This is a genomic window from Bacteroides sp. 51, from assembly GCF_010500965.1.
GTDB lineage: Bacteria > Bacteroidota > Bacteroidia > Bacteroidales > Bacteroidaceae > Bacteroides.
Genome location: NZ_QVMI01000001.1, coordinates 1 through 13,382, shown reverse-complemented (window position 1 = coordinate 13,382; position 13,382 = coordinate 1). Strand labels below are relative to the sequence as shown.

Annotated in this window: 11 protein-coding genes; all 11 read right to left on the bottom strand. The window is 48.6% G+C overall.

Annotation, left to right across the window (positions count from 1 at the left end; all coding sequences use genetic code 11):
• Positions 1-50 precede the first annotated feature (50 nt).
• Positions 51-788 (bottom strand): cell division protein FtsQ/DivIB, encoded by a 738-nt coding sequence (locus tag D0T87_RS00055; protein ID WP_163171609.1) that lies wholly within the window; start codon positions 786-788, stop codon positions 51-53.
• Positions 785-2,161, bottom strand: a complete 1,377-nt coding sequence (murC, locus tag D0T87_RS00050) for a UDP-N-acetylmuramate--L-alanine ligase (protein ID WP_163171607.1) — start codon at positions 2,159-2,161, stop codon at positions 785-787. The genes D0T87_RS00055 and murC overlap by 4 nt, the downstream gene beginning before the upstream one ends.
• A gap of 198 nt (positions 2,162-2,359) precedes the next feature.
• A complete protein-coding gene (murG, locus tag D0T87_RS00045; protein WP_163171605.1) occupies positions 2,360-3,472 on the bottom strand; it encodes an undecaprenyldiphospho-muramoylpentapeptide beta-N-acetylglucosaminyltransferase in 1,113 nt (370 codons plus the stop codon).
• Positions 3,473-3,484: 12 nt separating this feature from the next.
• Positions 3,485-4,762 (bottom strand): FtsW/RodA/SpoVE family cell cycle protein, encoded by a 1,278-nt coding sequence (locus D0T87_RS00040; RefSeq protein WP_163171603.1) that lies wholly within the window; start codon positions 4,760-4,762, stop codon positions 3,485-3,487.
• 137 nt (positions 4,763-4,899) lie between these two features.
• Positions 4,900-6,234, bottom strand: coding sequence for a UDP-N-acetylmuramoyl-L-alanine--D-glutamate ligase (gene murD / locus D0T87_RS00035; protein ID WP_163171601.1), 1,335 nt, complete (start codon positions 6,232-6,234; stop codon positions 4,900-4,902).
• Between the two features lie 67 nt (positions 6,235-6,301).
• Positions 6,302-7,570 carry a phospho-N-acetylmuramoyl-pentapeptide-transferase gene (gene mraY / locus D0T87_RS00030; protein WP_163171600.1) on the bottom strand — a complete coding sequence of 423 codons (1,269 nt, stop codon included), beginning with the start codon at positions 7,568-7,570 and terminating at the stop codon, positions 6,302-6,304.
• A 23-nt stretch (positions 7,571-7,593) separates the two neighbouring features.
• On the bottom strand, positions 7,594-9,048 hold the full coding sequence (locus D0T87_RS00025) for a UDP-N-acetylmuramoyl-L-alanyl-D-glutamate--2,6-diaminopimelate ligase (RefSeq protein WP_163171598.1): 1,455 nt from the start codon (positions 9,046-9,048) through the stop codon (positions 7,594-7,596).
• A 30-nt stretch (positions 9,049-9,078) separates the two neighbouring features.
• Entirely contained in the window at positions 9,079-11,184 is a 2,106-nt protein-coding gene (locus D0T87_RS00020; protein WP_163172246.1) for a penicillin-binding protein, read from the bottom strand.
• Positions 11,185-11,204: 20 nt separating this feature from the next.
• Entirely contained in the window at positions 11,205-11,546 is a 342-nt protein-coding gene (locus tag D0T87_RS00015) for an FtsL-like putative cell division protein (protein WP_163171596.1), read from the bottom strand.
• A gap of 96 nt (positions 11,547-11,642) precedes the next feature.
• Positions 11,643-12,569 (bottom strand): 16S rRNA (cytosine(1402)-N(4))-methyltransferase RsmH, encoded by a 927-nt coding sequence (gene rsmH, locus D0T87_RS00010; RefSeq protein WP_163171594.1) that lies wholly within the window; start codon positions 12,567-12,569, stop codon positions 11,643-11,645.
• An 11-nt stretch (positions 12,570-12,580) separates the two neighbouring features.
• Positions 12,581-13,039, bottom strand: coding sequence for a division/cell wall cluster transcriptional repressor MraZ (gene mraZ, locus D0T87_RS00005; protein ID WP_163171593.1), 459 nt, complete (start codon positions 13,037-13,039; stop codon positions 12,581-12,583).
• Between the last annotated feature and the right edge of the window lie 343 nt (positions 13,040-13,382).

Below are 13,382 nucleotides of genomic sequence, written 5' to 3'. Positions count from 1 at the left end.
GCCAAGTTATTTTATTGTCTTATTTAAACACGGATTAACACCGATTGTTTTCACTTTTTCTTCGTGCAAATAATCTGGTTGTCAAACTCCACACTAATCCGCTTATATTTATTCCATCCCACTTTGTTCAATCCTTTGCGGTAGAACTCTTTTAGTCGGTCTAGCTTATTTTCATAATCATCTATTTTCCCGAGGAATACGATATGGTCGCCAACGCGTGGAACCAACTCGACTTCCCTTCCTTTCAGGACGTTAATCTGTTCAATCTGAGCGTCCCAAAACTTATTCTTCTGCAAAAATAAGGCAAACTGATATAAATCCGTCAAAGCAAACGACTTTTCTACGTTTCCTGTTACAATTGGCAGGTGTGCGATGCATCTGGCTTCGGGTGGCATAATGGTTCCTTTGTTATCTACAAAGTAGTTTTCGCCGTTCCTACCCATCACCCGGAGGATGGGTACGCGCTGGGTAACTTCGACATAAAGTTTGCCGCCGGGCGTTTTGTAGCATTCCACCTGGTCTATCAGCGGATGGGTACCGAGTATGCCTTCCAGTACTTTCAGGTCTATTTCGTCGATCTTTTTCCCTACCGGGTAAGCCTGTTTATTGGTCAGGATAGAAGTTACTTCTTTCTTGGTGATGAAACCTGCGTTAACCGAGTCTTTGATAACCAAGTCGATATCCTGACAAACCAGATCGGCTGGCTTGACGTTAAATGCGGTGATGGCTATTACCAAATAGCCCAGGACCAACAACATCACTAGCGATAGAAGTATTCTTTTTATCATATGTCGTTCAGCATTTGATAAATCCGGGGTACATAATCCTCAATGTCTCCTGCCCCCAGGGTGATTAATATATCTAATGACTTATCTCTCAGCCTGTCTACCAATTCTTCTTTGGTACATAGGCTTTTCTCTATGTTTGGACTTAGGTTCTTGTAGATCAGTTCGCTGGTTACACCGGGGATGGGTTGCTCCCGGGCGGGGTAAATGTCGAGTAGGACGACTTCGTCGGCCAGCGACAGGCTATCGGCGAATTCCTTGTAAAAGTCGTTGGTGCGGCTATAAAGGTGTGGCTGGAAAACGACGGTGATCTTTCTGCCGGTGTATAGTTCGCGCAGCGATAGGATGCTCTGTTTGATCTCGGATGGATGGTGGGCATAGTCGCTCAGGAATACCAGCCGGTCGGTTTTGATCTTGAAGTCGAAACGGCGGTCTACTCCGCGGAAGCTTTCCATGCCTTGTTTGATTTCCGCGTCTGTGGCACCACTCAGGTGGGCGAGAGCCATAGCGGCTACACCGTTCTCGATATTGATGCTGACCGGTACACCGAGTTTGATATCTTTGATGTGGGTATCGGGGGCAATGAAGTCGATCGTGATTTCGCCATTGCCTATGCGGATGTTTTCGGCACGGAAGTCGCCTTCGTCTCTTGAGTAGGTGAATAGGGTAACACCGGGCTGTAGCTTGGGTTGAAGGGCGATGCCTTTGCGCATAATCAGGTAGCCACCGGGTTGTATGAGCGAGGTGTATTTCTCGAAGCTTTCCATGTAGGCGGCTTCGGTTCCGTAGATGTCGAGGTGGTCGGGGTCGGTTGAGGTAATGACCGACATGTAGGGCGATAGCCAGTGGAACGAGCGGTCGAACTCATCGGCTTCGATAACGGCGTAAGGGCTGTTGTCCGAAAGCAATAGGTTGGTTTTGTAGTTCTTGGAGATGCCACCCAAGAAGGCGGTACAGCCTACGTGCGATTGGTAGAGCAGGTGGGCTGTCATGGTTGATGTGGTGGTCTTACCATGCGTACCTGCTACACACAATCCTTTGCTGGAGTGGGTGATGGTGCCCAGAACTTGTGCGCGCTTTTGTATCTCGAAGCCGGACTCGCGGAAGAAGGTCAGTTCGCTATGGTCCTGCGGAACGGCTGGGGTATAAACAATGAGGGCGGTTTGTTTGTCCTTGCAGCTATCGGGGATTAAGGAAATGTTGTCTTCGTAATGGATCTGGGCTCCTTCTTTATTTAGGGTTTCTGTCAGTTCGCTGGGAGTACGGTCGTAGCCGGCTACGGTCTTTCCTTTGGAAAGGAAGTAGCGGATAAGGGCACTCATGCCGATGCCACCGGCACCGACGAAGTAAACTGATTGTATGGTTTCTATGTTCATATTTTATTGGTTTGAGGTAAGATATTTAATTTGCTCCCACCACCTCCCCCCTTCGGGGTACTCCTCCTCGGGCAGGAGGAGAATCTATGCAGCATGGAACTTGGCAGCGGCACCTTGCCGCCCGCAGGAACTCTCCTCCTGCCCGAGGAGGAGTACCCCGAAGGGGGGAGGTGGTGGGAGCAATTAATACACACATTATTATTCCTTTTCAATTAACGAAATCACTTCCTTAGCAATCATATTCGCCGAGTCCGGCAACGCCAGCTTGGCTATATTCTCACTCAGTTCTTTCAATTGCATCTCATTATGTATCGTTTCCAGTGCAGTAGGAATTAGCTTTTCCCCTGCTTCACTGTCCTTAATATAAAGCGCGGCTTGTTTATCTACCAAGGCGAGTGCATTCTTAGTCTGGTGATCTTCGGCTACATTGGGCGATGGCACCAGAATCACCGGTTTATGCAGCAAGCAGAACTCCGAGATGGAGCCGGCACCGGCACGTGATATCACCAGATCGGCAGCGGCATACGCATGGGTCATATTTTTGATGAAATCGGTGGTGTACAGGTTTGGAATATCTCCGGCTGCTTTCACTGCTTCCACGGCCTGCTCGAAATAGAACTTGCCCGTTTGCCAAATGAATTGTACACCGGATTGTTTGATCGCTTCCAGATTGGCAATGATACACTGATTTATCGTGCGCGCGCCCAGACTTCCCCCCAAGATCAGGATTGTTTTCTTTGTGGGATCGAGGTTGAAGGGTTTCAGCGCTTCTTGGCGTGTAATTAATGTATTGACTAAGTCCTGGCGTACGGGGTTGCCCGTCATCAGGATTCTGTCGGCGGGGAAGAATGCCCCCATATTATCGTAGGCCACGCAAATTCTCCTGGCTTTTTTGGCAAGCAGTTTGTTCGTTACCCCGGCATAGGAGTTCTGTTCCTGGATCAGCGTGGGGATACCCATCATTCCGGCTGTTTTCAGTAACGGACCGCTGGCATAACCACCTACGCCCACGGCTACATCGGGACGAAACTCTTTGATGATCCGCCGGGCCTTGATCTGGCTTCTGAGTATCTTAATCAGGACAGAGAAGTTCTTCAGTAGATGCTTACGGTCGAAGCCTGCTATCGGCAAACCGATAATCTTGTATCCGGCATCGGGCACGCGCTGCATCTCCATCCGGCCCTCTGCACCTACGAAGAGGATTTCCGCATCGGGTTGCTGTTCCTTTATGGCGTTGGCAATGGATATGGCCGGAAAGATATGTCCGCCGGTTCCTCCACCGCTGATGATTACTCTTATGGGTCGTTTCATACTCATTCCGTTTTACATGTTTTCGAATTCGCTGTCGCTGTTCAGGACTTGAGCTGTAGGCTCTGCGGCTTGCAGGGCGAGTGCTTCTTCTTCGGCTGCTTTGGCGGCATCTTCTTTTTCTTTTTCAAGAAGGATGGTGTAGCGGCTTACGCTCAGGATCATGCCGATGTAGGCGCAGTTTATCAGGGTACTCGTTCCTCCTTTACTGACCAGTGGCAGCGGTTGACCGGTGACGGGGAATAGCCCCACGGCTACCATCATATTTAGTATGGCTTGCGATACGAGCATCAGTGCTATGCCCATTACGAGCATGGCGGGGAATGTGCGGTTGCATTTCTGCGCTATTCGTCCGGCGCGGATAAGGAGCCAGATGTAGAGGGCGACGACGAAGCCTCCTCCCACAAGCCCGAGTTCTTCGATAATAATGGCAAAGATGAAGTCGGAGAATGCCTGGCTCAGGAAGTCGCGTTGCACGGAGTTCCCCGGTGCTTTACCTACGAAGTTACTTGTGGCAATGGCGATACGTGCGTGGGCTATCTGGGCGTCTTTATCGATATCGAATTTGGCGGCGGGCACTTCTTCATCTTCCGTAAAGTTGACGATACGGTTTTTCCAGGTGGCGAGGCGGTGCAGGAATGGGATGTCGCTATCGCTAGGCACAACCATGGCCAGACCCACAACGAAGGCGCCTATCAGGGCGATTCCCCCGAGCAGCAAGGCTAGCTTTTTCATGGCCACCTGCCCGATGAACATCAGCAAGACCACTACGCCAAACAGGAGCATGGCTGTCGAAAGGTTCTCGGGTGCAATCAGCAGGCAGACCAGTCCGGTGATAATCATAATGTATTTGAATGCCTTCGGGTTGGCTCCATCGTCACTCTGCTTTTTGGAAAGAATGAAAGAAGTAGCGATGATTACGGCCATTTTGGCCAATTCCGAGGGTTGGAACTGGATGCCGAAGAAGGTCATCCAACGGGCGGCACCGTTCACACGGTCACCGGTGATGAATCCCATCGCCGCCACGAATATAAGTAGCAGGATGGACGCCGGAAGCAGGAACACAGGAAACACCTGGAACCATTTATAAGGGATCATGTGGACAACCACCACAACGACAACTCCTACCATGAGGATGGTGACGTGTTGGGTGATAGGCGCCCAGTGGTCCCCGGTTTTGTAGGTCAGCGTGCTGGCGGCGCTGAACACTTCAATGATGGAGATCACACAGAGGCAAAGGAAAATGATCCATATTACTCTGTCACCTTTTAATAAACTCTTTAATAAATCCATCTCTACTATTCTCCTAATAAGTTATTTTTTCTGGATTTGAGAAACTTTCTCATTCATATTATGAAACTTTCTCGTGTGTATTGAGAAACTTTCTCAAGAGAGATATGAAACTTTCTCATTGTGGTTGAGAAACTTTCTCATAAATTTCTTACGTATTCCTTGAATTGCGTGCCGCGGTCTTCGTAATTCTTAAACAAGTCGAAGCTTGCGCAGCAAGGGCTTAACAGTACGGTATCGCCTTTTTGGGCCATATGGTATGCAGCGTCTACGGCATCTTTCATGCTGTGTACATCTATTATGGGTAGGCCGAAGCTGTCGAAGAACGTGTGCAGTTTGGAGTTGTCTGCCCCCAGGAACACCAATCCCCTGCACTTCTCATGGACGAGGTCGGCGATTTCCGTATAATCGTTTCCTTTGTCCGTACCACCCAGGATCAGGACCGTTTTGGTGGTCATGCTCTGCAAGGCGTACCAACAGGAATTTACGTTGGTTGCTTTCGAGTCGTTGATATAGTCGACACCGCGCACACGGGCCACCATTTCCAGACGATGCTCCACCCCATGAAAGTCGGAGAGCGCCTTGCGGATACTCTCTTTGGTGATACCCGCCAGGTTGGCCGATATTCCTGCCGCGAGGGAGTTGTAGAGGTTATGCGTGCCGGTCAGTGCCAGCTTTTCCTGTTCCATATTGAAGGCTATCGGCTCGTTGATTACCACTTCGTGATCTTCCACGTAGGCAATGGCTCCATCTTCTTTCACGGCGGCGAAAGGGTAGAGGTGGGCGTGTATGCCATGCTTGTCCAGTTGCTGTTTGATGATCGGGTCGTCGTTCCAGAAGATGAACGCATCTTCCGGGGTCTGGTTCTGGGTGATGCGGAATTTAGCATCAATGTAATTCTGCATATTATGGTCGTAGCGGTCCAGATGATCGGGCGTAATGTTCATCAGTACGGCTATGTTGGCACGGAACTCGTACATATTGTCGAGCTGGAAGCTGCTAAGTTCGATGATGTAATAATCGTGGTGGTCTTCGGCTACTTGCAGGGCGAGGCTTTTGCCGATGTTACCCGCCAGTCCGACGTTGAGTCCGGCGCTTTTGAATATATGATACGTCAGGCTCGTAGTCGTGGTCTTGCCGTTACTACCGGTTATACATATCATTGTGGCATCGGTATAGCGTCCGGCGAACTCTATCTCGGAAATAATAGGGGTGCCTTGTGCCTTGAGTTTCAGGATAAGGGGAGCTTCGTTCGGAATGCCGGGGCTTTTGATGACTTCGTCGGCCGTTAGAATGAGTTCTTCGGTGTGTTGGCCTTCTTCCCACGGTATGTCGTATCTGGCCATCAGGTCTTTGTATTTATCTTTGATGGCAGACATATCGGATACGAAGGTGTCGAAACCTTTCACCTTGGCAAGGACTGCGGCTCCCGAACCGCTTTCGCCTGCTCCCAATATTACTATTCTTTTGCTCATATATATTCTTTTCTTTTATCAGCTTTCTATCTATTCTGCATAGAAACCTGGCCGCCCCGCCTCGGGGCTATCTTATCTTTAGTGTTATTATCGTTATGGCTGCCAAAACAATGGTTACGATCCAGAAGCGAACGGTGATTTTCGATTCGTGGAATACATTCGTTGGCTTGGTGAACATATACGTACAGTTAGGGTCGAGTTGCGACATTGTTGTACGGAAATGATCGTGTATCGGAGTGCGCTTGAATATACGTTGGCGTACCCCTTTCTTTTTCCCTCTTTTGAAGTAATTTACCTGTAAGATAACCGATAAGTTCTCTACCAGGAACACCCCGCAAAGAATAGGAATCAATAGCTCTTTATGTATAATAATGGCAAATACGGCAATAATCCCCCCGATGGTCAGGCTGCCCGTGTCGCCCATGAACACCTGCGCAGGGAAAGCGTTATACCAGAGGAAACCGATCAAAGCACCGATGAAAGCGCAGATAAATATAACCAACTCCTCACTTCCGGGGATAAACATAATGTTCAGGTAACTGGCAAAGGCGGCGTGACTGGATACATAGGCCAGTATCCCCAGCGTCAGTCCGATAATTGCCGAGTTCCCTGCTGCCATTCCGTCCATTCCATCGTTTAAGTTTGCCCCGTTGGATACGGCGGTCACTACAAAGATCGTGACGATGACGAACAGAATCCATCCGGCAGCTTGCGCATATTCGCCCATAAAGCCGACAAGGTCGGCATAATCAAGGTTATTGTTCTTAAAGAACGGTATGGTCGTTTTAGTCGACTTAATATTGTGCGGCTGGTGAACCACTTCAATAGCTTCACCTTCCTTCTGGATCTCTACATTCTCGCGGATCACCACATCGGGGCTTAAATAAAGCGTAAGCCCTACGATCAGTCCCAGCCCTACCTGACCAATGACCTTGAACTTACCGTGAAGCCCTTCTTTGTCTTTTTTGAATATCTTGATATAGTCGTCGGCAAAGCCCAGTGTTCCCAACCATACGGTAGTGATCAGCATCAGAATCATGTATACATTATCCAGTCGCCCCAGCAACAGGCAGGGAACAAGAATGGCCACAATAATAATTACGCCTCCCATGCTCGGAACGCCCACCTTGCCCACATTGAACGGGTCGATGCTGGCGTCGCGCTGCACTTCGGTGATTTGTTTTCTCTTCAGCAAGTTGATAAACTTATCACCAAAGATACTGGAGATCAGCAGTGCAAGAAGCACCGCCATCAGCGCCCTGAAGGAAACGTAGTTGAATATGCCCGAACCGGGGAAGTCATACTCTTGGAGCCATTGAAATAAATAATATAACATTCTTCTTTCTTGTTCTTATAGAGTTACATCTGATCAAAAATCTCTTTTATTATTTCTTTATCATCGAAATGGTGTTTCACACCTTTAATCTCCTGGTAGTTCTCGTGCCCCTTTCCGGCTACGAGCACTACATCTCCTGGTTCGGCCAGCATGCAAGCCGTGCGGATGGCTTCCCGGCGGTCGGCAATGCTGATGGTCTTTTTCCGGTCCCCGGCATCCAGTCCGGCAAGCATATCGTTGATGATGTCTTGCGGCTCCTCGAAGCGCGGATTGTCAGAAGTAATCACCACTCGGTCGCTAAGACGGGCAGATTCTTTGGCCATAATGGGGCGTTTTCCTTTGTCGCGGTTGCCCCCTGCACCGACAACGGTAATCACCTTGCCTTTACCTTCGAGCACCTCGTGGATGGCATTCAGTACATTGACCAACGCATCGGGTGTGTGCGCGTAATCAACAATCGCTGTATAGCCACTGGGCGAGCGCATCGAGTCGAAACGTCCGGCAACGGGGTGCAACGTGCTTAACGCGATCAACACCTCTTCCTCTTTCTTCCCTAACAGAACGGCCGTGCCGAACACAGCCAAAAGGTTAGACGCGTTAAAACGACCGATGAATTGGACGAAAAGTTCTCTGTTGTTGAAATCGAGCAACATACCGTCAAAGTGCGATTCCAGTATGCGTCCTTTGAAGTCGCTCAAGCTGCGCAGGGAATAGGTTGCTACTTTCGCCCGGGTATTTTGCGTCATCACCAGTCCGTTCTTTTCGTCAAGGTTTGTTAGGCAGAATGCGTTTTTAGGCATATCATCGAAGAACTTCTTCTTGGCTTTGAGGTAGTTCTCCATCGTTTTATGATAGTCTATGTGGTCGCGGGTGAGGTTGGTGAAGATACCACCGGCAAACCTTAATCCGCTGATACGCTTCTGGGCAATAGCGTGCGAGCTTGCTTCCATGAATACATACTTGCAACCCTCATCCGCCATGCGACCCAACAGGGCGTTCAGCGTGATAGGGTCGGGCGTGGTATGCTCGGTTGGGATGGCTTCGCCGTCAATGTAATTGCATACGGTAGATAGTAGCCCGGTTTTATAACCAAACTTGCGGAAGAGATCGTACAGCAAAGTGGCGATGGTTGTCTTTCCGTTCGTTCCGGTTACACCCACCAATTCGATCTTCGAAGTAGGATCACCGTAGAAGATGGTTGCCACTTTTCCGGTAGCATCCTCACTGTCGGCCACCTGGATATAGGTTACGTTCCGGTCCTTTTCATCGGGAATTTCTTCGCACAGTACAGCAATGGCCCCATTCTGTATAGCCGCAGAGATATACGCGTGTCCATCCGTCACCGTCCCCCTCATGGCCATAAACAGGTGGCCGGCGGCAACCTTACGGGAGTCGATGTTTACACCAGTGATATCTATCTCCTGCGAGCCGATCAGTTGGATCACCTGAACCTTTTTGAGTAATTCCCCCAGTTTCATCTCTATATCTCAGTTATATTATTATTCTGTTTAATTCAACTCAATGGCGATGGACTGCCCCGTGCGGATGGCCGTGCCGTGTGGTATGGATTGCCTGCGAACGGTTCCCACTCCCGACAGATTCACTTTCAATCCTCTGCTTTCGAGCAGGTAGACTGCATCTTTTGCGCCCATACCAATAACGCTGGGCACTTCCTTATTGTTGATCTCCTTGGCATGAAGGTTCACCTCGTTGGCCAGGGTATTGGTGTTTCCCCAAACCTCCTGGTTCTTCTTGCTTCTGAAATCTGTTTGGCTGTTTATCTTCAGACCATCCAATACGCGTTTGGCCTCTGCAAGCTCCCCGGCTTTTACGTCGGGTATAACAATGCTTGTCGAGTCAATCGCATTCCTGATGTCCAATACCAGATTCTTGGCGTAAACCCTCTCGGCGATTTTACCGAACACACTACCCGCCATCAATCCTCCGGATGCCGGCAAACCCGACTTCTGAATAGCAACAATACAACTAAACTGTGGCGCATCGGCAGGGAAATAACCGCAGAAACTAACCAGGTAATTCACCGTTCCGCCTTTGTATCCGGCAGCACCTTGCGACACCTGCGCGGTACCCGTTTTCCCGGCAACGAGGAACTGCTTGGAACCGGCCGGTTTACCCAATCCTTTCTTATGGTTTACTACATCTGTCAATATTCCTTGTATCTGATGCAGTGTGCTTTCAGAGCAAATCGACGGGTTAATCACCTCAGTAGGAAGCTCTTCTATAATCTCTCCGTTGCGCATGATGGCCTTAACGAATTTAGGCTTCACCATTTTCCCGTTATTGGCTATCGCATTATAGAAAGTCAGCGTATTGATCGGTGGAACTTGGGTTTCGTAACCAATACTCATCCAGGGCAATGCCGTCTTCGACCAGCGTCCGTCTTTCGGACGGCGGATGTTGGGCTTACCCTCGCCCGGTATCTGTAGATTGAGTGATTCGTTGAGGCTCATGCGGTGTAGTCCTTCCACGAATTTGTCCGGGTTATTTCCGTAATGCTTGTCTATCAGATAAGACACGCCGATATTAGAAGATACCATCAGAATCTCGGGAACAGTAAGGTATTGGTAACCTCCCCGGCGCCAGTTATGGTCGCGCATCGGGCGTCCGTGCATCATCATAATCCCGTTTCCGGTGTTGACTCCATCGGTGGTTTTGATCACTCCGTCTTCCAGGGCCACCATAATAGAAGCAGTTTTGAACGTCGATCCCGGTTCAATCATGTTGCTGATAGCACCATTGCGGGTTTCACGGAACTTACCGTCGCCGCCTTTGGTCATGTTGACAATGGCTTTGACCTCGCCGGTAGCCACTTCCATCAACACAACAACCCCTTCGTTGGCATTGATCTCTGTGAGTTTGTCGACAAGCGCTTTCTCGCAGATATCCTGCATACCCACGTCGATGGTCGAAATCAGGTCGGAACCATCTATCGGGGCTAAATCAACGATGTTAAGGTATTTGTTCTTCACCTTTTGGCGGTGGGTAATACCGTCGCGTCCTTTCAGAATAGAGTCGAAAGCCAGTTCAATACCGTTCTTTGCACCTTGTGCGGTGTCGGCATAAACATCGCCCAGCGTACGGGCAGCTAGTGAACCGAATGGCTTCTTGCGCTGGTTGTACACCTGTTCGTGGAATCCACCTTTATACTTGTTGAGGTTGAATACCGGCAGGCGTTTGGCTTCTTTGTATTGAATGTAGGATATACGGTTAGGGTAAATCAAATAATTGCGGCTCCCTTGTTTCCTTCCTTTCAGCAAGTGCTCTTTAAAATGTGCGGCGCTTTTATCGGGGAATATTTTATGCAGCCCGGCAGCAATCTCACTTATATGGTTGGTTAGCATAGTATCCTTGTCGTAACCTCCTGCTTTGAAGTCCATATAAATGCGGTATTCGGGCAGCGAACTCGCCATCATACTACCATCCGACGATAAAATATTGCCCCGGTTGGGCTTGATGGCCACATTTTCTTTAACGAAACGATCGGCTACGTCCTTCCAGTATTGGCGTTCACCAAACATAATGATGCTGGCTTTAACGACAATAGCAACTCCCGTCAGCCCCATAAGCAGGATGACGAAGAAGTAACGGGTCATTATGTTTTTCTTGTTTGCCATTATCTAACGAGGTATGGGGGGTGAGTAGCGGTTTGTAACTCAGTCTCTTTCTTGGAAATGTATTCCTCAATGCGCGACTGGCGACTCTTTTCCATCAGTTCCGAGTTGCGGGTCAGTGCATCGTATTTAATATCAATCAGTTCTTGTTTGAGCCGGTCGATCTCGATCATTTGTTGCTGGGCGGCGTATCTGTTGTGAATGTAGAATATCACAAAGACCATAATAAGGACAAATAACTTGGTTTGGCGACGGAAAAAGTCGGTTGCCAAAATGTCTCCCCCTAGAATGCTTTTTAGAGAAGCTCCTTTTTTCTTTTTTTCTTCTGCTTTCTTCTCTTCCATAATTTCGTTCTCTATTGGTTAAGTACTAACACCATAAGTCAATGATTTCCCTGTAGGGGCGGTTCGCGAACCGCCCAAGTATGGTCTTCTTTAAACTTATGATATAGGCTTTTTCTTCTCAGCTATTCTCAACTTTGCGCTCCGTGAGCGTGGGTTCCTTTCAATCTCCTCCTCGCTGGGTGTAATCACCTTGTTGTTGATCAGGCGGAATGGTGTTTGCAGATTCCCGAAGAAATCCTGTATCTGTTTCCCTTCTACGTTTCCTGTTTTCATCAGGTTCTTCACCATGCGGTCTTCCAGCGAGTGATACGTAATCACTACCAATCTTCCACCGGGTTTAAGCGCTTCGGTGGCAGAGATAAGCATCTCTTTCAGTGCTTCCATTTCCTGGTTCACCTCTATGCGAAGCGCCTGGAAAACTTTAGCCAGTTCCTTCTTTTCTCTTTCTCTACCGAACAGTGGCTTGATGATACTCAAAAACTCTTCAATAGTTCTTATCTTGGTTTTAGCTCTTTCGCGTACAATAACCGAAGCCAGTTTGCGGCTGTTTTTCAGTTCCCCATACAGGTAGAAGATATCCGCCAGGCGTTCTTCCTCGTATGTATTCACCACATCGGCCGCCGTGATGCCCGCCCGTTTGTTCATGCGCATGTCCAGCGCCCCGTCAAAACGGAAGGAGAATCCGCGCTCGCTATCATCAAAGTGATGCGACGATACGCCCAGATCGGCAAGTATAGCATCCACTTCCTCGATGTTGTGGTAGCGCAGAAAGTTCGTCAGGTAGCGGAAGTTGCTTCGTACGAAAGTAAAACGCTTATCATTTACAATATTCCTTTCGGCATCTTCATCCTGATCGAAACTAAGCAAAGCACCTTTTTTGCCCAGGCGCGACAGAATCTCCCTGGAATGGCCACCCCCTCCGAAGGTAACATCTACATAGATGCCGTCGGGTTGGATATCCATTCCGTCAACACTTTCTTTAAGCATTACTGGAACGTGATATGTCATTTCTTCGTTTGCCATCGGTGGAGGATTTATAGTTCGTTACTGGTTTTCATGATTTCCTCCAGTGCACTTCCAAATGCTTCGGGAGACATGAAAGGTTGTTCTGTTTTCTCTTTGGCCCAGATTTCTATTGTGTCGTCTACGCCAATAAACCGCACTTCGTTGTGGATACTGCATAGCTGCAAATAGCGTTTCGGAATCAGTATCCTGCCATTTCCGTCGGGGATGATCATTTCGACATCGCTTACGAACTGGCGGAATATGAGTTGGTGCGCCGAGTTCCATTTGTTCAGCCGGGCGCGGAGTTCATTCAAATCTTTGTTCCACACGCTTTCCGGGTAGAGGGTGAGGCAATCCTGAAAGACGTCCTTGCGCATAATGAGCTTTTCTTCAGAGGCAACCTGTAGCTGCTTTCTGAATTGAGCGGGGATGAAAAGGCGTCCTTTTGCATCTGCTTTAGCTTCAATATTACCAAGGAATCTAATCATAATTACCTTATTATATTATATATAGGCTGTAAAAATACACATTTTCCCACAATTCTCCACTTTTCCCCACGAAAAAACTTATCAACACCCTGTTAATAACTTATCTAATTGAAAATGAACGGTGTTAGCGGTGGTGAATGATTGCTTGGTTTAAGGTGAGGGGAACGCTGGTTTTTGTTTGAGAGTAGGGGTGGGATTTGTTTGTGTTGGAATGGTGGTTGTGTACAAAAAGCAGCTACCATTTTTCCTGAGTTTGGCGCTGGGACACCCAAATCAAAATCCGAACATTTTGGCAAGCGCTTTTTGCTCTTCGGATAGAAGCAGTACTCTTTTTATAGTCCTA